The 19,838-nt window shown below is 67.5% G+C and carries 19 protein-coding genes; 11 read left to right on the forward strand and 8 right to left on the reverse strand.

Annotated elements, in window-relative coordinates; translation table 11 throughout:
• The first annotated feature begins 249 nt into the window (after window positions 1–249).
• From murJ to H7A73_RS00025, 5 genes are all read left to right on the forward strand, one after another.
• Window positions 250–1,851 (forward strand): murein biosynthesis integral membrane protein MurJ, encoded by a 1,602-nt coding sequence (murJ, locus tag H7A73_RS00005; RefSeq protein ID WP_182064128.1) that lies wholly within the window; start codon window positions 250–252, stop codon window positions 1,849–1,851.
• Between the two features lie 94 nt (window positions 1,852–1,945).
• Window positions 1,946–2,944, forward strand: coding sequence for a thioredoxin-disulfide reductase (gene trxB / locus H7A73_RS00010; protein ID WP_182064129.1), 999 nt, complete (start codon window positions 1,946–1,948; stop codon window positions 2,942–2,944).
• A gap of 66 nt (window positions 2,945–3,010) precedes the next feature.
• Complete coding sequence (gene trxA / locus H7A73_RS00015; protein WP_017887828.1) at window positions 3,011–3,337, forward strand: thioredoxin; 327 nt, start codon at window positions 3,011–3,013, stop codon at window positions 3,335–3,337.
• 150 nt (window positions 3,338–3,487) lie between these two features.
• Entirely contained in the window at window positions 3,488–4,792 is a 1,305-nt protein-coding gene (locus H7A73_RS00020; protein WP_182064130.1) for a PLP-dependent aminotransferase family protein, read from the forward strand.
• A 60-nt stretch (window positions 4,793–4,852) separates the two neighbouring features.
• Entirely contained in the window at window positions 4,853–5,815 is a 963-nt protein-coding gene (locus H7A73_RS00025) for a D-alanine--D-alanine ligase (protein ID WP_182064131.1), read from the forward strand.
• Between the two features lie 533 nt (window positions 5,816–6,348).
• Here H7A73_RS00025 and H7A73_RS00030 read toward each other — a convergent pair.
• The 8 genes from H7A73_RS00030 to rpmH form a co-directional block, all read right to left on the reverse strand.
• Complete coding sequence (locus H7A73_RS00030; RefSeq protein ID WP_182064132.1) at window positions 6,349–7,317, reverse strand: ParB/RepB/Spo0J family partition protein; 969 nt, start codon at window positions 7,315–7,317, stop codon at window positions 6,349–6,351.
• Complete coding sequence (locus H7A73_RS00035; protein WP_310648846.1) at window positions 7,317–8,210, reverse strand: ParA family protein; 894 nt, start codon at window positions 8,208–8,210, stop codon at window positions 7,317–7,319. The genes H7A73_RS00030 and H7A73_RS00035 overlap by 1 nt, the downstream gene beginning before the upstream one ends.
• A gap of 81 nt (window positions 8,211–8,291) precedes the next feature.
• Window positions 8,292–8,951 (reverse strand): 16S rRNA (guanine(527)-N(7))-methyltransferase RsmG, encoded by a 660-nt coding sequence (gene rsmG, locus H7A73_RS00040; RefSeq protein WP_182064133.1) that lies wholly within the window; start codon window positions 8,949–8,951, stop codon window positions 8,292–8,294.
• Complete coding sequence (locus H7A73_RS00045; protein ID WP_247737362.1) at window positions 8,948–9,412, reverse strand: protein jag; 465 nt, start codon at window positions 9,410–9,412, stop codon at window positions 8,948–8,950. Before H7A73_RS00045 ends, rsmG begins: the two co-directional genes overlap by 4 nt.
• Before the next feature lie 51 nt (window positions 9,413–9,463).
• Window positions 9,464–10,432, reverse strand: coding sequence for a membrane protein insertase YidC (gene yidC / locus H7A73_RS00050; protein ID WP_182064135.1), 969 nt, complete (start codon window positions 10,430–10,432; stop codon window positions 9,464–9,466).
• 8 nt (window positions 10,433–10,440) lie between these two features.
• Window positions 10,441–10,821 carry a membrane protein insertion efficiency factor YidD gene (gene yidD / locus H7A73_RS00055; protein WP_182064136.1) on the reverse strand — a complete coding sequence of 127 codons (381 nt, stop codon included), beginning with the start codon at window positions 10,819–10,821 and terminating at the stop codon, window positions 10,441–10,443.
• Entirely contained in the window at window positions 10,818–11,168 is a 351-nt protein-coding gene (gene rnpA, locus H7A73_RS00060; protein WP_182064137.1) for a ribonuclease P protein component, read from the reverse strand. The genes yidD and rnpA overlap by 4 nt, the downstream gene beginning before the upstream one ends.
• Before the next feature lie 47 nt (window positions 11,169–11,215).
• Window positions 11,216–11,353, reverse strand: a complete 138-nt coding sequence (gene rpmH / locus H7A73_RS00065; RefSeq protein WP_022889115.1) for a 50S ribosomal protein L34 — start codon at window positions 11,351–11,353, stop codon at window positions 11,216–11,218.
• A gap of 514 nt (window positions 11,354–11,867) precedes the next feature.
• Here rpmH and dnaA point away from each other — a divergent pair.
• From dnaA to gyrB, 6 genes are all read left to right on the forward strand, one after another.
• Window positions 11,868–13,322, forward strand: a complete 1,455-nt coding sequence (dnaA, locus tag H7A73_RS00070) for a chromosomal replication initiator protein DnaA (protein ID WP_071404155.1) — start codon at window positions 11,868–11,870, stop codon at window positions 13,320–13,322.
• A 397-nt stretch (window positions 13,323–13,719) separates the two neighbouring features.
• Window positions 13,720–14,865 (forward strand): DNA polymerase III subunit beta, encoded by a 1,146-nt coding sequence (dnaN, locus tag H7A73_RS00075; RefSeq protein WP_027466916.1) that lies wholly within the window; start codon window positions 13,720–13,722, stop codon window positions 14,863–14,865.
• A gap of 71 nt (window positions 14,866–14,936) precedes the next feature.
• Window positions 14,937–15,824 carry a phosphogluconate dehydrogenase (NAD(+)-dependent, decarboxylating) gene (gene gnd / locus H7A73_RS00080; protein WP_182064138.1) on the forward strand — a complete coding sequence of 296 codons (888 nt, stop codon included), beginning with the start codon at window positions 14,937–14,939 and terminating at the stop codon, window positions 15,822–15,824.
• 31 nt (window positions 15,825–15,855) lie between these two features.
• Window positions 15,856–17,193 (forward strand): DNA replication/repair protein RecF, encoded by a 1,338-nt coding sequence (gene recF, locus H7A73_RS00085; RefSeq protein WP_182064139.1) that lies wholly within the window; start codon window positions 15,856–15,858, stop codon window positions 17,191–17,193.
• The gene (locus H7A73_RS00090; protein ID WP_182064140.1) at window positions 17,193–17,693 is read left to right on the forward strand and encodes a DUF721 domain-containing protein; all 501 of its coding nucleotides are present in this window, start codon (window positions 17,193–17,195) and stop codon (window positions 17,691–17,693) included. Before recF ends, H7A73_RS00090 begins: the two co-directional genes overlap by 1 nt.
• A 133-nt stretch (window positions 17,694–17,826) precedes the next feature.
• Window positions 17,827–19,830, forward strand: a complete 2,004-nt coding sequence (gene gyrB / locus H7A73_RS00095; RefSeq protein WP_182064141.1) for a DNA topoisomerase (ATP-hydrolyzing) subunit B — start codon at window positions 17,827–17,829, stop codon at window positions 19,828–19,830.
• Window positions 19,831–19,838: the final 8 nt, after the last annotated feature.

Raw genomic sequence — 19,838 nt, forward strand, 5'->3', positions numbered from 1 at the left:
CACCGAACTCTCATACCGTTCTGATCGACCTGCCAGCCCGTTGCCACCGCCCCACCCCCGCCGAGAACGCCGCAGGCCAGGCCTCCTTCCCCCTCCGAGCACGTCCTCCGACGCCTCCCGTCCGACGCCGCACGCAGCACCGTCGCGGACGACCGCGACCCCGAGGAGCCGACCATCAGCACCAGCCAGTCCCAGCCCGACGTCGACGTCGAGCCGGTCGCCGAGCGCAGCCTCGGTCGGGCGAGCGCGATGCTCGCCGCCGGCACGATGCTGTCGCGCATCCTCGGCTTCGCGAAGACCTTCGTGCTGGCGTACGCGATCGGTCAGACGCAGTCACCGGCGGCGGATGCGTTCGCGGTCTCCAACCAGCTCCCGAACAACATCTACGCGCTGATCGCGGGTGGCCTGTTGTCCGCCGTGCTCATCCCGCAGATCGTCCGTGCGATGAAGCAGCACACCGACGGTGGCACGGCCTACGTCAACAAGATCGTGACGCTCGGCGGTTCCCTGTTCATCGTCATCGCCCTCGTGGCGACCCTGATCGCCCCGCTGCTCGTGCAGGTGTACGCGCAGACCGCTTCAGGCGAGGGCAAGGGGTTCACGCCCGGTCAGATCGACCTCGCGGTGGCGTTCGCGTTCTGGTGCCTTCCGCAGATCCTCTTCTACGCGATGTACTCCCTGCTCGGCGAGGTCCTGAACGCCAAGCAGGTGTTCGGCCCGTTCACGTGGGCGCCGCTCATCAACAACGTCATCTCGATCGCCGGGCTGGTGGTCTTCATCGCCATGTTCGGTGGCAGGGCCGCGAACTCCGGCGTCGACGACTGGACTCCGCTCAAGATCGCCGTCCTCGCCGGCAGTGCGACCCTGGGCGTGCTCGCTCAGGCCGCCTTCCTGCCGTTCTTCTGGCGCCGGGCTGGCCTGAGCTTCCGACCCGACTTCCGCTGGCGCGGCGTCGGCCTGAAGTCGACGGGCACGGCGGCCGGGTGGCTCTTCGCGATGATCCTCGTCACCCAGCTGGCGGGCATCGTGCAGTCGCGCGTCGCATCGCTGGGATCCGGTGCCGCGGGCAATGCGGTGCTCCAGAACGCGTGGCTGCTCTTCATGCTGCCGCACTCGATCATCACGGTCTCCATCGCGACCGCGTACTTCACACGGATGAGCCACGATGCCGAACGCGGCGACCTCGGCGCCGTCCGGAAGAACCTGTCGCTCTCGCTGCGGATCGTCGGACTGTTCACGGTCTTCGCCTCCATCGCACTGATGGTCGTCGCCGTTCCGTTCGGACGCATGTTCTCCAACACCTTCGACGGGGCACTGTCGATCGGCGCGGTCCTGCTGGCCTACATGCCGGGGCTCGTGCTCTTCAGCATGTTGTTCATCATCCAGCGCGTCTTCTGGGCGATGCACGACCACCGCACGCCGTTCCTCATGCAGTGCGTCCAGTCGGTGCTGTTCGTGATCGGCGCCCTCGCGGTCACCTCGCTCCCGAACGAGGCGATCGGTGTCGCGATCGCAGCGTGCACCACACTCGCGGGCACCGCGCAGACGATCGTCGCCCTGGTCCTCGTCCGCAAGCGGCTCGGTGGCATCGAAGGACCGGTGGTCACCCGGTCGCACGTGCAGTTCGTCATCGCCGCGCTCATCGCGGGCGTCGCGGGACTCCTCGTCGTGAACTTCTTCGGGTCGTTCTCGGCGAGCGGCTTCGCGATGGCCGACTTCACCGGAGCGCTCATCACCCTCGTCCTCGCCGGCGCGGTGATGGTGGGCGTGTACTTCGGAGCCCTCGTCGTCGCGAAGAACGGTGAGATCGGCAACGCCGTCCGGATGCTCCGCAGCAAGCTCGGCCGCTGACCCCAGCCGAGCACCACACGCTCACGGGCCGTGTGGAATGCCACGCCGGTACGATGGGTTGACCCGGTCAGACGCAACGGAAGGGCAATCAGGCATGCGCCAGCTCATCATCATCGGTTCCGGCCCGGCCGGGTTCACCGCCGGCATCTACGCAGCGCGCGCAGAGCTCAAGCCGCTCATCGTCGCTTCCAGTGTCGAGACGGGCGGTGAACTCACCAAGACGACCGAGGTCGAGAACTTCCCCGGCTTCCCCGAGGGGATCCAGGGCCCCGACCTCATGATCAAGATGCAGGAACAGGCCGAGAAGTTCGGTGCCGAGGTCCTGTACGACGACGCCGTCTCCGTCGACCTCACCGGAAAGGTCAAGAAGGTCACGGTCGGCTCCGGGGAGACGTACGAGGCCCTCGCGGTCATCTACGCCACCGGCTCGGCGTACCGTCACCTCGGCCTCCCCGACGAAGAGCGCCTGTCCGGCCACGGTGTCTCGTGGTGCGCGACCTGCGACGGCTTCTTCTTCCGACAGAAGAACATCGCCGTCGTCGGTGGCGGCGACTCCGCGATGGAAGAGGCGACGTTCCTCACCCGCTTCGCCGACAAGGTGACGGTCATCCACCGCAAGGACTCCCTGCGTGCGTCGAAGATCATGCAGGACCGCGCGATGAACGACCCGAAGATCGAGTTCGCCTGGAACAAGGAAGTCACCGGCATCACGGGCGACTCCGCGGTCGAAGGCGTCACCCTGAAGGACACCGTGACGGGCGAGGAGTCCGAGCTCGCGCTGGACGGCCTGTTCATCGCGATCGGCAACGACCCGCGCACGCACCTGATCCACGGCCAGATCGACATCGCGCCCGAGGGCACGATCGCCGTCCAGGGCCGCTCGTCGAAGACCAACCTGCCGGGCGTCTTCGCCGCCGGTGACGTCATCGACCCGACCTACCGTCAGGCCATCACGGCTGCCGGTTCGGGCACGGTCGCCGCGCTCGACGCCGAGAAGTACCTCGCCGAGCTCGACGACGCACTGACGGACGAGGCCGAGGGCGTCGCCCCGGCGGAGCCCGCCATGGTCGACGTCATCGCCGCCCGGGCCTGACCCGCCTCGGAATACCACGACGGCTTCGCCGTTGTACCCCCTGAACGACTTCTCGAAGGAGCACACATGTCCAACGCCAAGGCTGTCACCGACGCCACCTTCTCGGACGAGGTCCTCAAGTCCGACAAGACGATCCTCGTCGACTTCTGGGCTGAGTGGTGTGGCCCGTGTCGCGCGGTCTCGCCGATCCTCGACCAGATCGCCGAAGAGCACGCCGGCAAGATCGAGATCGTGAAGCTCAACGTGGACGACAACCCCCAGTCGGCCATGAACTACCAGATCACGTCGATCCCGGCGATGAAGGTCTTCAAGGGCGGCGAGGTCGTCAAGACCGTCATCGGTGCCAAGCCGAAGCCCGCGCTCGAGGCCGACCTCGCCGAGTTCCTCGCGTAGGTCGCCCCACCCGAACGGCCCCGCTCTCCCCGGAGGGCGGGGCCGTTCTCGTCCGGAGCCACCGGATGACGATCGGCCCCGCCGCGGAGCCCTGGTTCCCCGGGCCGATGTCGTAGTGTGGCGGGAATGTCCCACTGAACGGAGCACTCGATGACGAACGGCAACAGCCTCGACCCCTGGTACGACTCCTACGCCCAGCGCACCGCCGGGCTGAGCGCCTCCGAGGTCCGAGCCCTGTTCGCCGTCGCCTCGCGCCCCGAAGTGGTCTCGTTGGCCGGCGGCATGCCGTTCGTCTCCGCGCTCCCCAGAGAGCTCGTCACGGGCTCCCTGGACCGTGTCATGACCGAGCACTCCGCCATGGCGCTCCAGTACGGCGGTGGCCAAGGCCTGCGGTCCCTCCGCGAGCACATCGTGGACGTCATGAGCCTCGAGGGCATCCGTGCCAGCGCCGAAGACGTCGTGGTCACCACGGGCTCGCAGCACGCCCTCGACCTCGTCACACGGCTGTTCATCGACCCGGGTGACGTCGTGCTCGCCGAGTCGCCGTCCTACGTCGGCGCGATCGGCGTCTTCCGGTCGTACCAGGCCGAGACGGTGCACGTGACGACGGACGAGCTCGGACTCGTCCCCGAGGCGCTGCGCGAGGCGATCGCGAACCTCCGCACCCAGGGCAAGCGGATCAAGTTCCTCTACACGATCCCGAACTTCCACAACCCGGCCGGCGTCACGATGAGCCGCGAGCGCCGCATCGAGGTGCTCGACATCTGCCGGTCCAACAACATCCTCGTGCTCGAGGACAACCCGTACGGGCTCCTGTGGTTCGACGAGCCGGCGCCGCAGGCCATCCGATCGATCGACGAAGAGGGCGTGGTGTACCTCGGCTCCTTCTCGAAGACCCTCGCACCAGGGTTCCGCGTGGGCTGGGCGCTCGCGCCCCACGCCATCCGCGAGAAGCTCGTGCTCGCCAACGAATCGGCCGTGCTCGCGCCGAACTCCTTCGGCCAGTACGTCGTGAACGCGTACCTCGACGCCGCGGACTGGAAGGGCCAGGTCGACACCTTCCGAGGGATCTACGCCGAGCGCCGTGACGCCATGCTGTCGGCGCTGGGGGAGTTCCTGCCCGACCTGTCCTGGACGAAGCCGAACGGTGGCTTCTTCGTGTGGCTGACCCTGCCCGAGTCGCTCGACTCCAAGGGCATGTTGCCGCGCGCGGTCAAGGAGCTCGTGGCCTACACGCCCGGCACGGCCTTCTACGCGGACGGACGCGGGGGTGGCCACATCCGCCTGTCGTTCTGCTACCCGACGCCCGAGCAGATCCGGGTGGGCGTCAAGCGTCTCGCCAACGTCGTCAACGACGAGCTCGAACTCATCGAGACGTTCGGCTCGACGACCCGCCCGAACACCGCGGTCCGCGAGACGTCGTCCGTCAGTGCACCGCCGCCGAACGTCTCCTGATCAGCGCTTTTCCTCAGTGCTGCTCGCACAGCACCGCAGTTCCACACCGGAGGACCCCGCATGGCCGAGCTCACCCGTCGTCACGTAGTCGTCGTAGCCGGAGGCATCTCGCACGAGCGTGACGTCTCCCTCCGCTCCGGCCGCCGGGTCGCCGACTCACTGACCGGCTACGGCTGGCGGGTCGACCTGTGCGACGCCGACGCGATGCTGCTTCCGGCTCTCGCCGAATCACGCCCGGACGTCGTGTGGCCGGCACTGCACGGCGCCTCCGGTGAGGACGGCGCCCTGCGGGGCATCCTGGAGGCCGTGGACATCCCGTTCGTCGGCTCACGTTCGACGTCAGCCCGGTTGGCATGGGACAAGCCGACGGCGTCAGCGCTGGTCGCCCGCGCCGGCGTCCGCACCCCTCGTTCGGTGACACTCTCCCACGACGTCTTCCGTGAGCTCGGCGCCGTCGGGGTTCTCGCGGCCATCGCGACCGAGCACCCGGTGCCGCTCGCCGTGAAGCCGGCGCGAGGTGGGAGCGCACAGGGCGTGACCCTCGTGGACGACGTCAAGGACCTGCCCCGGGCCATGGTGACGGCGTACACGTACTGTGACGACGTCGTGGTCGAACAGCTCATCCGTGGGACCGAGGTCGCCGTGGGGATCATCGACACCGGAGACGGGCCCGTCGCACTGTCCGCCGTGGAGATCGTGCCGCGCAACGGCATCTACGGGTTCGAGGCGCGTTACAACGCGGGGGAGACGACCTTCTACACGCCCGCGCGACTGTCCGACGAGTTCGCCGGAGCAGCCGCGGAGGCAGCGGTCGCCGCGCACACAGCGCTCGGACTCCGGCATCTGTCCCGCGTCGACCTGATCATCGACGGGGCCGGGACGCCTTGGTTCCTCGAGGCCAATGTGCTCCCCGGCCTCACGGAGACGTCGCTGCTCCCGCAAGCGCTGTCGGCGTCCGGCTTCGATCTCGGCTGGACCTACGCCGAGCTCGCCGAGCAAGCGATCCGGGACCACCGCGCCTGATCGGTCTTGCCGGTGTTCCACGTGAAACACCGACGCTATTGTCCGCTTGCCCCACGCAAGGTCAGATGTTCCACGTGGAACGTCTGCTCCGGGTTCGATTCCGGGGCTTTCGAGGCGACTTGTTCCACGTGGAACATCCGCTGGGAGCGTACTTCCAGGGCGCCGCAGCCTAGCCATCGACGCAGTCGACGGTTCTCGGCCTACTGCCCAACCGCGTGAGGACCATCGCCGACGCTTCGCGGTCGGTCTGCACGTGCGACGGCGCGGCAACCTTGTGCACCGGCATCGAAGCTCCGTGCACGTCAGCGAACATGCGGAGATACAGCCTCGGTCTACAGGCTCTGGAGGAGTGGCCCCTCGAACCGGGAGCTCGGGTCGACGGCGGGGAATGCCGTGCCTGGTCGCTGTTGCTGCATCCGCGAGCGGCGTGCTGCGTCGCCACGAGAAGCGCGAAGATGTGTCCGGCGTGCGGCGACCCCACTCCGGCCGCCCTAGGCGCTCACAGCGTCGTCTGGCGCCGCTCGCGGGCTGGCTCAGCCTTCGAGGTCCTGCACTCCGAGCTCCCCGAGGATCCGGTTGAGGTCATCACCGTTCGCGAAGTCGATCGTGACGGAACTCTTGCGAGCACCGACAGCGATCTTCACCCGGGTGTTCAGGCGATCGCCGAGTCGCTCAGCGAGATCGTTGAAGTGGGCCTGGCGCTTCGAGGGCTCGGGCTTCGGCTTTGCCGTCGGCGTCTTGGCGGACAGCTGCTGCGCGATCGCCTCAGCCGCGCGGACGGAAAGGTCCTCGTTGACGATCTTCTCGGCCAGGTACTCCATGGCCTCCGCGTCCGGTGCCGCGAGGATGGCCCGAGCGTGCCCAGCGGAGAGCACGCCTGCGGCCACACGCCGCTGGACGGGGGAGGGGAGTCGCAGGAGTCGGATCGTGTTCGTGATCTGCGGACGCGACCGTCCGATGCGCTGGCCGAGCTGCTCCTGCGTGATCCCGAAGTCCGCCAGGAGCTGCTGGTACGCCGACGCCTCTTCCAGGGGGTTGAGCTGTGCCCGGTGGAGGTTCTCCAGCAGTGCGTCGCGCAGCATCGCGTCGTCGGGGGTGTCCTTCACGATCGCCGGAATCGTGCTCAGGCCGAGTTCCTTCGTGGCACGCAGACGGCGTTCACCCATGATGAGCTCGTACTGGGGCTCAGTGCCCGTGGCGCCCGGGATCGGCCGGACGACGATCGGCTGCAGGACACCGATCTCACGGATCGAGTGGACGAGTTCTTGGAGCTCCTCTTCGCGGAACTCCTTCCGCGGCTGCTGGGCGTTCGGGATCACGTCCAGCGGGTTGAGATTGGCAAGTCGTGCACCGGGCACGGCCACCAGCTCGTCCGCGGTCGGAGCGGATGCCGGGGAACCGCCGGTCGGGAAGAACACGTCGACGGGACGGTCCTGCTGATCGGTCGCGGTCGGGATCAGGGCGCCGATGCCTCGGCCGAGTCCGGTTCGCTTCGGTGCCATCAGTGCTTCGCTCCTCGTGCTGCGATCTCGGCGGCCGCTTCCAGGTAGGACAGCGACCCGGTGGAGTTCACGTCGTAGGCGACGACGCTCTGGCCGTAGCTCGGTGCTTCGCTGACGCGGACGGAGCGGGGGATCATCGCCTTGAGCACCTGATCACCGAAGTGCTCACGGACGTCGTTCGCCACCTGGTTCGCCAGGTTCGTGCGGCCGTCGTACATGGTCAGCAGGATCGTCGAAACCCGGAGGTTCGGGTTGAGGTGTCGCTCGATCAGTTCGATGTTCCGCAGCAACTGGCTCAGTCCTTCGAGCGCGTAGTACTCGCACTGAATCGGGATGAGTACCTCTTGTGCGGCAACGAAGGCGTTGATCGTCAACAAGCCCAGCGACGGCGGGCAGTCGATGAAGACGTAGTGGTACGGCTCGTCCAACGACTGCAAGTACATGTCGAGCGCGGTCCGAAGACGCTGCTCGCGAGCCACCAGTGACACGAGCTCGATCTCGGCGCCAGCGAGGTGGATGGTGGCTGGCACGCACCAGAGGGTGTCGGACTCGGGGGAGGCCTGCACGGTGTCGGCCATCGGTGCCTCATCGACGATCACGTCGTAGATGCTCGCGACCTCCGCCTGGTGATCGACACCGAGCGCGGTCGAGGCGTTGCCCTGCGGGTCGAGGTCGATGACCAGCACACGAGCACCACCATGGGCGAGACCCGCAGCCAGGTTGACCGTGGTCGTCGTCTTGCCGACGCCACCCTTCTGGTTCGAGACGGTGATGATCCGTGTCTCAGCAGGCAGGGGGAACTGTTGCGTGGCGATCGCACGCCGGCGACGGTTCAGGTCGGCGATCTCGCGAGCGAGCGGTGTCGACGCGTCGTAGTCGGTCGATGAACTCAACGAGTGCCTCTTCCCCGGTTCAATGTTTCACGTGGAACGCGGAGCCACTGGCGGCCGGATGACCCGGCCCGAGCCGCAGCGTCAGTCAACTGTAGCCCGGAAGACGCGGGTGGTCTCCGCAACCACACCGTCTCCGAGCTCGAGTACCTCGACATCGGAGAGGCGCTTCCGGAGGATGACCTTCCGTGCCTTCTCGATCTCTTCGTCGACCCGCGCACCCTTCATCAGGATGAGCTGCCCACCCGAGCGGACCAGGGGAACGGTGAGGGGAATGAGCTTCGACAGCGCACTGACGGCCCGTGCGGTGACCTGGTCCACGACGACGTCGTCAGCCACGTCCTCAGCACGGCCGCGGAGCACGGTGACGTTCTGCAGGCCGAGACGGTCGGACTCGTTGCGAAGCCAATCCGTCCGTCGCTCCATCGGCTCGATGAGGACGAACTCAACGTCCGGCCGGGCGATCGCGAGCACGAGACCCGGCAACCCTGCCCCCGAGCCGACGTCTGCAACGCGACCACGGGCCTCCAGGAGCGGTGCCAGCAATGCAGAATTGAGGATGTGTCGTGTCCACAAGCGGGGAAGCTCGAGCGGGCCGATCAGGCCCAGCTCCTCACCCCGTCGCGCGAGTTCGTTCGTGAACGAGCGCGCGACCTCGATCCGGTCACCGAAGAGCCCTGCGGCCGCGATGGGCTCAGCCTCGAGCACCGGTGCAGCCTCCGTCGGGACGGGTGCCTCCGTCATCGGGTGACGACCGTGTGGCGGTCCCGACCCTCACCCTCGGACTCCGAGTGGAAGCCCTTCTCTGCGACCAGGTCGTGCACCAGCTTGCGCTCGTAGGACGACATCGGGGGCAGCGCAGCCGACGACGAACCGGCTTCGATGCGCTCGACGGCGGTGTCCACGAGCCGCTGCAGCTCGTCAGCACGGGCGTCCCGCGAGCCACCGACGTCGAGGATGAGCCGGCTGAACTCGCCGGTCTCCGCCTGCACGGCGATCCGGGTGAGCTCCTGCAACGCCGTCACGGTGTCCGGCTTCGACAGCACGCGGAGTGCTTCGCCGTCATCGGTGACCGACAGGTACACACGACCGGCGCGCTCCTCGATCTCGATGTCGCCGTCGAGGTCGCAGATGTCGAGGAGCTCCTCGATGTAGTCCGCCGCGATGTCCGCTTCGTCGCGGGCGTCCTCGGTCTCGGTGTCCATCGTCTCGGTGTCCGTCGCCTGGACGGCGGCTGCGGTGTCCTGCTCGGTCACTTACTTCTTCCCGTTCTTCTTCTGGCGCTGCTTGCCGACCGGCTGCTGACGCTGGGTGGTCACGCGCACGGGCTCGATCTCCGTCGCGCCGGCGCCGGCACCGGCCTCGGCGAGGACCGGGGTGGCGGTCCCGCGACGCTGTGCCTTCTTGGCCAGGCGGGCTTCACGGGCCAGTGCTGCTTCGGAGCCGGGCGTAGGCATGCTGCGGATGACGAAGTACTGCTGCGCCATCGTCCAGACGTTCGAGGCGAGCCAGTAGAACATGACGCCGAGGGGGAAGCTCAGGCCCGAGATCACGAAGACCAGCGGGAGGATGTACAGCATCATCTTCTGCTGGCGGTACATCGGAGACTCCTTGGTCTCCGGCGACATGTTCTTGGCGACGAGCTGCAGCTGCGTGATGAACTGCGACGCCGTCATCACGACGATCATGAAGCCCGCGATCGCACGGACCTCCCACCCGGAGGCGTTCGTGAACGTCTCGTGCAGGGGAGCACCGAACAGGGCCGCGTTGCCGAACGACGCCGCGAGGTCGTTCGTGAGCAGGCCGATGCCCGTCTTGTTGATCTGGGCCTCGTGCAGCACCGAGTACAGCGAGAAGAAGATCGGCATCTGCAGCAGCAGCGGCAGGCAGGAGCTGAGCGGGTTGGTCCCGGTCTCCTTGTAGAGCGCCATGGTCTCGCGGCTCATGGCCTCACGCGAGAACTGGTCCTTCTTGCCCTTGTACTTGTCCTGGATCTTCTTCAGCTGGGGCGCGACCTCGAGCATGCGGCGCTGCGACTTGATCTGCCGGACGAAGATCGGGATCAACGCTGCGCGGACGACGAACGTCAGGAAGATGATCGAGAGCACCCACGTGATGCCCTCGTTCGGGTCCATGCCGATGCTCTCGAAGATCCAGTGGAAGCCGACGAGGATGGCCGAGACCACCCATTTGAGCGGCCAGAGGACGAATCCGATGATGTCCATGGGGACGGCTACGCCTTTCGAGTGCGCTGGGGGAGCAGGACCGGCCGGGCCGTTCCGACCGCGGGGTGCGGCTGCTGCGGGATCGGCGCGAGGACGAACCCGAACCGGTTGACGACGAACGGGTGACGACGTTCCCTGACGTCGTCGATACCACCAGCAGCCCAGGGGTTGCAGCGGGCGATGCGCCAGGCGCCCATGGCGGATCCGCGCACGACGCCGTACTGCTGGATCGCCTCGAGGGCGTACCGGGAGCACGACGGGTGGTAGCGGCAGACGTTGCCGTACAGCGGGGAAATCACCGCACGGTAGGCCCGGAGCACGACGACGCACGCGTTGCGTGGGAGCAACGCGATGACCCAGGCAAGCCGGGTCCACAGAGTGCGGTTCATGCTGCCTTCTCCACCCCGCGCGCGAAGGAGCGCGTGACGTCTTCGAGCAGGGTAGGCCATCCGGCCTGCGATGCGGCTGGCAGTACACGGACCACCACGTCGAAGCCCTGAGGGCGCTCGACGAGCAGGTCGTGCGCGATCGCCTTGAGCCGCCGCCTGATCAGGTTCCGGGTCACGGCGTTCCCCACCGTCTTCGCGACGATGAAGCCGAACCGCGTCGGTCCGTTGCGGTCGGCCGGTTGACGGACCACGGAGACGACGACGTGCGCCGTGGCGCTCTTGCGACCACGACGCACGACGTTCCGGTAGTCATCCCCGCGCACGATGCGGTTGGCGCTGGCCAACACTGCGACGCCGGGGTCAGACCGATGACCGGATCAGGCGATGAGCCTGATCAGGCCGAGAGCTCGGTACGGCCCTTGGCGCGGCGCGCCGACAGGATGGCGCGGCCGGCACGCGTCCGCATGCGGAGGCGGAAGCCGTGCTTCTTGGCGCGGCGGCGGTTGTTCGGCTGGAAGGTGCGCTTGCTCATGATGTTCTCCACACGGCTGCTCGCGGCGAGCCGTCACGTATGTGTAGCCGTCCGGGTGTCGAACGACGCAGATGGGCGCGACCAAAGGGCCGCAGTCAACTGGTTAACGGTACGTGACAGCGGCGAGCAGGTCAAACCCCGCCCGGAACGGCCGCGCCGTCGCCGTCGGGTCTGACGTCCCTCGATCCCATTCTCCACATTGGGGACAACTTCCGTTCGGTGGGACGCGGTCCGGTCCTTTACAGTGGTGTGATCGATCCCCCCGATGGCCGGTACGACAGGGAAGTGCTCCTGTGCGACGGCTCGAGGTGGTCGTGGACAACACTGTGGACAACCCTGTGGGAACCTCCGCGGCAACGAGGCGTCGACGAAGCCCCCGGAGCCACCGACGATCCGCCGGCGACGACCTGGTCCCGAGTGCGGTCGCCGAGGACGCCACGGCACGTCCGACCCCGCAGGACGCACCCTCGTCCGGCAGCGAACGCACGACACGACCCCTGGAGACGAGCGCGACATGACGATGCCGGCCGACCCCGTCGAGGACCTCTGGTCATCCGTACTCGGACTCCTCGCCGAGGACCCCCGCATCACGCCGCAGCTCCACGGGTTCCTGAACCTGGTCGAGCCGAAGGGCGTGCTCGCCGGCACCCTGTACCTCGAGGTGCCGAACGACCTGACCCGGGGCATGCTCGAACAGCGCATCAGGATCCCGATCACCGAGGCGGTCGGTCGCATCGGTGACGACTCGGTCGCGAACTTCGCCATCACCGTCAACCCGGACATGGCATCGGAACCACGGGTGGACCCGAACGTCCCCGAGTACGCCGAGCCGGTGCAGGAAGCCGTCGAGCAGAGTGCCGCTCCGCGCCAGTACATCGAAGCGCCGTTCGTGCCGAGCCAGATCGACTCTCCCGGCACCAGCGGTCGGCCCGAGTCGCGACTCAACCCGAAGTACAACTTCGACAACTTCGTCATCGGCTCGTCGAACCGGTTCGCCCACGCCGCAGCGGTCGCCGTGGCCGAGGCACCCGCCAAGGCCTACAACCCGCTCTTCATCTACGGCGACTCCGGGCTGGGCAAGACCCACCTGCTCCACGCCATCGGGCACTACGCCGAGAGCCTCTACCCGGGGATCCGCGTCCGGTACGTGTCGAGCGAGGAGTTCACGAACGACTTCATCAACTCGATCGCGAACAACCGCTCGAACCAGTTCCAGCAGCGGTACCGCGACATCGACATCCTGCTGATCGACGACATCCAGTTCCTGCAGGGGAAGGACTCCACCCAGGAGGCCTTCTTCCACACGTTCAACACCCTGCACGACCACAACAAGCAGGTCGTCATCACGTCGGACGTCGCGCCGAAGCACCTGACCGGGTTCGAGGACCGGATGCGGTCGCGCTTCGAGTGGGGCCTGATCACCGACGTACAGGCGCCCGAGCTCGAGACGCGCATCGCGATCCTCCGCAAGAAGGCTCAGTCCGACCACCTGCAGGTGCCCGACGACATCCTCGAGTTCATGGCGTCGAAGGTGTCGAGCAACATCCGCGAGCTCGAGGGCACCCTGATCCGGGTCACCGCGTTCGCGAGCCTCAACCGTACGGCCGTGGACATGGCCCTGGTGCAGACGGTCCTCAAGGACCTGATCACCCTCGACGAGGACAACGTCGTCGCGCCGACGGACATCATCAACCACACCGCGGAGTACTTCAAGCTCTCCGTCGACGACCTGTACGGGTCGTCCCGCTCCCAGGCGATCGCCACGGCACGACAGATCGCGATGTACCTGTGCCGCGAGCTGACGAGCCTGTCCCTGCCCAAGATCGGGCAGCTGTTCGGCAACCGCGACCACACCACGGTGATGTACGCGAACAAGAAGATCACCGAGCTGATGAAGGAGCGTCGGTCGATCTACAACCAGGTCACCGAGCTCACCAGCCGCATCAAGCAGGACCGCCGCTACCGCTGAGATCCGCCCGCATCCACCATCTGAGACGGTTCCATGGGCCGGAGTTCTCACAGTGTGGATAGCCTGTGGATAACTGTGGAGGACACGCCGCCGGGTTGTACACAGGTGGGGGGTCGCCTGTGGAGACTGGGGATGGAAGTGGATAGATGAGATTTATTCATCCCGATAACGCTCACACACCGCTCACAAGTCACAGACGTGTAGTTCCCTACTGCGGAGCGGGATGCACAGGGTTATCCACAGTGTGCACAGGCGTTAACACCATTACTCCTGGTTAACGATCAATCTCCGCGGGACAACCTTGTGGACGGCGGGACCGCAAGAAATCCGGCCCCCGTCCGCCTGTGCCAGAATGGGGCGGCCGGACAGTCCAAGCCGATCGACAGGGGTTCCAGCTGTGAAGTTCGAGGTCAACCGGGACGTCTTCTCCGAAGCCGTCTCCTTCGCAGTGAAGCTCCTCCCGCAGCGCACGACCCTCCCGATCCTCTCGGGCGTCCTGATCCACGCCGACGGTGATCGCCTGACGCTCTCGTCGTTCGACTACGAGGTCTCGGCGCAGACGTCCATCTCGGCCCAGATCGACGAGCCGGGCACGGTCCTGGTCTCCGGTCGCCTGCTGAACGACATCGCGAGCCGGCTGCCGAACGCCCCCGTGTCGTTCACCACCGAGGACGCGAAGATCTCCGTCTCCTGCGGTTCGGCGCACTTCACGCTGCTGTCCATGCCGGTCGAGGAGTACCCGACGCTGCCCGAGATCGGCCCGCAGACCGGTGTCATCCCCGGCGACGCGTTCTCCGAAGCGGTGTCGCAGGTCGCGGTCGCGGCCAGCCGCGACGACGTCACCCCCGTCATCACCGGCGTGCAGCTCGAGGTCGGCGACAACGACCTCTCCCTGATCGCGACGGACCGCTACCGCGTCGCCGTCCGCACCATCGCGTGGGACTCCGGCCGTGTCGGTTCGGACCCGCTGCACGCGCTGGTCCCGGCCCGCACCCTGCAGGAAGTCGGCCGCACGTTCGGTTCCGCGTCCACGGTGTCGGTGTCGATCAGCGGCAACTCCGACCGCGAGCTCATCGCGTTCCACGCCGACGACAAGACCGTGACGTCGCTGCTCATCAAGGGCAACTACCCGCCGGTCCGCCGGCTCTTCCCCGAGACCGTCAACGACCACGCGGTGATCAACACCGCGGAGCTCGTCGAGGCGGTCCGACGGGTCTCCCTCGTCCTGGAGCGCGAAGCAGCGCTCCGGTTCTCCTTCACGGTCGACGGGCTCACGCTCGAGGCGATCGGATCCGAACAAGCGCAGGCGTCAGAGTCGATCAGTGCGTTGTTGACCGGCGAGGAAACGGTGGTCTCGTTGAAGCCCGCCTTCCTCCTGGACGGGCTGAACGCGGTGCACTCCGAGTTCGTCCGCATCTCCTTCACCAAGACGGAGAACCCCAACAAGCCGGGCCCGGTGCTGATCACCGGCCAGACTTCGCAAGAGGCCGCAGCGACCGATGGATACCGGTACCTGCTGCAGCCGAACCTGCTGCTGCGATAGGCGCAACAGGCAACCTGCGCTGGCGCACACCACCGGCAGCATCAGCGCGACGACGAACAGAAGAGGAAATCATGCACATCGGTCTTGTCGGCCTTGGTCGCATGGGCAACAACATGCGTGCCCGTCTCCGCAACGCAGGGATCGAGGTCACCGGGTACGACGCGAACCCCGCCGTCTCCGACGTCGCCGACCTCGGCGCCCTCGCCGCTGCCCTCCCGGAGGGCAAGCGACTCGTGTGGGTCATGGTCCCGCACGGCAAGATCACCGACGACGTGATCACCGACCTGGCCGGCGTCCTCGGCGAGGGCGACCTGGTGATCGACGGCGGCAACTCGAAGTGGCTGGACGACACCAAGCACGCCGAGCAGCTCGGTGCGCGCGGCATCCGCTACATGGACGTCGGCGTCTCCGGTGGTGTCTGGGGCAAGGACAACGGGTACGGCCTCATGGTCGGCGGTGACGCCGCGGACGTCGAGTTCGCGATGCCCGTCTTCGACGCGCTGCGCCCCGAGGGTCCCCGCGAAGAAGGCTTCTCGCACGCCGGCCCGATCGGCGCCGGTCACTACGCCAAGATGGTCCACAACGGCATCGAGTACGCGATCATGCAGGCGTACGGCGAGGGCTACGAGCTCCTCGAGGCGAAGGACATCATCACCGACGTCCCCGCCGTGTTCGCCGGTTGGCAGCGTGGCACGGTCGTTCGTTCCTGGCTGCTCGACCTGATGGTGCTCGCGCTGAACGAGGACCCGAAGCTGGACGCGATCGAGGGCTACGTCGAGGACTCCGGCGAGGGCCGTTGGACCGTCGAAGAGGCCATCGAGCACGCGGTCCCGATGCCGACGATCTCGGCGTCGATCTTCGCGCGCTTTGTCTCGCGACAGGGCAGTGCTTCGCCGACGATGAAGGCCGTCGCAGCGCTCCGCAACCAGTTCGGCGGTCACGCCGTCAAGAAGTCCTAGGACTTCCCGGGGGAACCCGGACTCGGCCCGCGTGCACGTCGACCATCTCCAACTGACCGACTTCCGGAACTACCGGGAGGCGGACGTCGACCTCGCACGCGGGCCGAACCTGTTCGTCGGCCGCAACGGGCAGGGTAAGACCAACCTGGTCGAGGCCATCGGGTACCTCTCCACGCTCGGCTCGCACCGCGTCCCCACCGACGCGGCCCTCGTCCGTCAGGGGTGCGATGCCGCGATCGTCCGAGCACGGCTCTCCCACGAGGAACGCAGCATCCTCGCCGAGGTGCAGATCAACCGCACCGGCGCGAACCGAGCGCAGGTCAACCGGTCGGCGATCAAGCCGCGGGAGCTGCCGCGCTACTGCACGAGCGTGCTCTTCGCTCCGGAGGACCTGGCCCTCGTCCGCGGTGAACCGGCCGGGCGACGCCGGATGCTCGACGAGCTGCTCGGCCAGATCGCACCGCGGATGCAGGGCGTGCTCGCCGACTACGACCGCACGCTCCGGCAGCGGAACACCCTGCTGAAGTCGGCCCGCGCAACCGGCGCGAAGGCGAACGCCCTGTCGACGCTCGACGTCTGGGACGATCGGCTCGTCGGACTCGGCGCCGAGATCGTCGCGGCCCGCGACCACCTGACCCGGCGGCTCGCGCCCTTCGTGGCCGACGCCTACGCGACCGTCGCCGGCGAGCACCACGACGCCTCGATCACCGGTGTCCTGTCGATCCGCGGCGGCGACCCCGAGTCCGCGGCGGCCACCGATCCGGTGCTCGGGACCCCGGACGAGCCCGTCACGGTCGCGTCGGCAGCCGAGGCGTTCGCGGCCGCCCTGGAGCGACGTCGCCGGGACGAACTCGACCGCGGACTCACCCTCGTCGGTCCGCACCGCGACGACGTGCTGTTCCAGCTCAACGGGTTACCTGCACGCGGGTACGCGAGTCACGGCGAGTCCTGGTCCTTCGCGCTGGCGATCCAGCTCGCAAGCGCCTCGATCCTGCGTGCGGAGTCGAACCTGGGCGACCCGATCATCATCCTCGACGACGTCTTCGCCGAGCTCGACGAATCACGGCGGGAGCGGCTCGCGAACGCTGTCGCCGACTACGAGCAGGTGCTCATCACGGCCGCGGTCTTCGGCGACGTGCCCCAGAAGCTGGCGGCGCACACGGTGCGGATCGAGGCGGGCACGATCGTGACCGACGAGGCGGACGCGACCCGGGCCTCCAGTCCGACGACGGACGTGACGGACGCGACGGAGCCGACGGACGCGACGGAGCCGACGGACGCGACGGACCGGACTGCAGCGACGGACGCCGACGCCAAGGCGGACCCGACCGACGCCCCTGCCCCCACCGAAGCCGAAGCCGACGCCTGATGCCGAAGCCCCGCAAGCCCACCGAACCCTCGCAGGTGTACCGCCACCTGCGCGCGGTGTTCGGCGACCCGTCCAAGCGCGGCACCGATGCCCGCCGCCGCCGCGCCCGCGAGTTCGACGCCGACACCGTGCCGTACGGGCGCGGCCGCGAGCCGAAGGGCCTCGCGGACATCGTCGGATCGCTCGCCCAGGAGCTCGGTTGGACGGAACCCCTGGCCCGCTCCGAGCTCTTCGTCGACTGGCCGAGCGTCGTCGGTGAGGAACTGGCGAAGCACTCCCGCCCGGTCACCATCGACGACGGCGCGCTCGTCATCCGGTGCGATTCGACGGCCTGGGCGACCCAGCTCCGACTGATGCGCGCGACGGTCACGACGACCATCGCGGAACGGCACCCCGAAGCGGGGGTCCAATCGATCAGGGTTTCCGGCCCGGACGCCCCCACGTGGAAACGCGGCCCCAGGACGGTCCAGGGGCGCGGTCCTCGCGACACCTACGGTTGAGGCGACGAAATCATCCTGGAGTGCCAGAAAAGCCCGTCTGAGGGGCAGATGCGCCCTCGAAAGAGGGGGCTCTGCGGTAGACTGGGAGGTGCAGTGCGCGGGCGTTCCGCGCGCAGGCAGGAGCACGCTCGACATGGCAGCAGAATCTGAAGACGACCGGCAGAACCCGCTCGGTGCGGAGACCCCGCAGAGCGAACCGTCCTACGGCGCAGACCAGATTCAGGTGCTCGAGGGGCTGGAAGCCGTCCGCAAGCGCCCCGGTATGTACATCGGTTCGACCGGCCCGCGCGGCCTGCACCACCTGGTCCAGGAGATCGTCGACAACTCGGTCGACGAAGCCCTCGCCGGGTACTGCGACACCATCGATGTGAGCATCCGCGAAGACGGTGGCGTCCGCGTCGTCGACAACGGCCGTGGCATCCCGGTCGACGTCCACGCGGCCGAGGGGGTCTCGACCCTCCAGGTCGTCCTCACCGTCCTGCACGCCGGCGGCAAGTTCGGCGGTGGCGGCTACGCCGTCTCCGGTGGTCTGCACGGCGTCGGTTCGTCCGTCGTGAACGCACTGAGCTCCGAACTCGACGTCGAGGTCCGTCGACAGGGCCACGTCTGGCGGCAGAGCTACACCGACGGCGTCCCCGTCGCGCCCGTCTCGAAGGACGAGGCGACCGACGAGACCGGTACGACGATCACGTTCTGGCCGAACGCCGAGATCTTCGAGTCCGTCGTCTTCGACTACGAGACCCTGCGCACGCGCTTCCAGCAGATGGCCTTCCTGAACAAGGGCCTGCGGATCAACCTGCGCGACGAGCGCACCCCGGAAGAAGGGGAAGAGGCCCGCAACGACACCTTCATGTACGAGCGTGGCCTCGCCGACTACGTCGAGTTCATCAACGCGCAGAAGAAGGCCGACCTCGTCCACCCCGACGTCATCGGCTTCGAGGCCGAGGACCCGGAGCGCAAGATCGCGCTCGAGGTCGCGATGCAGTGGAACACCTCCTACCAGGAGAGCGTCCACACCTTCGCGAACACGATCAACACGCACGAGGGCGGGACCCACGAAGAGGGCTTCCGCGCAGCGCTCACGACCCTCGTCAACCGCTACGCGCGCGAGGCGAAGATCATCAAGGAGAAGGACGACAACCTCACGGGTGACGACATCCGCGAAGGACTCACCGCCGTCATCTCCGTCAAGCTCGGCGAGCCGCAGTTCGAGGGGCAGACGAAGACCAAGCTCGGCAACACCGAGGCGAAGTCCTTCGTGCAGCGCGTCGTCGGCACCGAGCTGACCCACTGGTTCGAGAGCAACCCGACGCAGGCGCGCGACGTCGTCCGCAAGGCGATCCAGGCGTCGCAGGCGCGGCTCGCTGCCCGCAAGGCGCGCGAGACCACCCGCCGCAAGGGGCTGCTCGAGTCGGGCGGCATGCCCGGCAAGCTCAAGGACTGCCAGTCGAAGGACCCGACGGTGTCGGAGATCTTCATGGTCGAGGGTGACTCCGCCGGCGGTTCCGCCGTGCAGGGCCGCAACCCGATGACCCAGGCGATCCTGCCCCTGCGCGGCAAGATCCTGAACGTCGAGAAGGCCCGGCTCGACCGCGCCCTCGCCAACCAGGAGATCCAGTCGATGATCACGGCGTTCGGTGCCGGCATCGGTGAGGACTTCGACCCGGACAAGGCCCGCTACCACAAGATCGTGCTGATGGCCGATGCCGACGTGGACGGCCAGCACATCACGACGCTGCTGCTCACCCTGCTGTTCCGCTACATGCGTCCGCTCATCGAGCACGGCTACGTGTACCTCGCGCAGCCGCCGCTGTACCGCCTGAAGTGGTCGAACTCGGCGCACGAGTACGTCTTCAGTGACCGGGAGCGCGATGCCCTGATGCAGGCCGGTCTCGCCGCCGGCAAGCGCATCCCGAAGGACAACGGGATCCAGCGCTACAAGGGCCTCGGCGAGATGGACTACAAGGAGCTCTGGGACACCACGATGAACCCGGACACGCGCACGCTCCTGCAGGTCACGCTGGAGGACGCGGCAGCTGTGGACAGCGTCTTCTCGACGCTGATGGGCGAGGACGTCGACGCACGTCGCCAGTTCATCCAGCAGAACGCCAAGGACGTCCGCTTCCTCGACATCTAACGGCCAGG

Source organism: Curtobacterium sp. ME12 (assembly GCF_903970855.1).
GTDB classification, from domain to species: Bacteria; Actinomycetota; Actinomycetes; order Actinomycetales; family Microbacteriaceae; genus Curtobacterium; species Curtobacterium poinsettiae_A.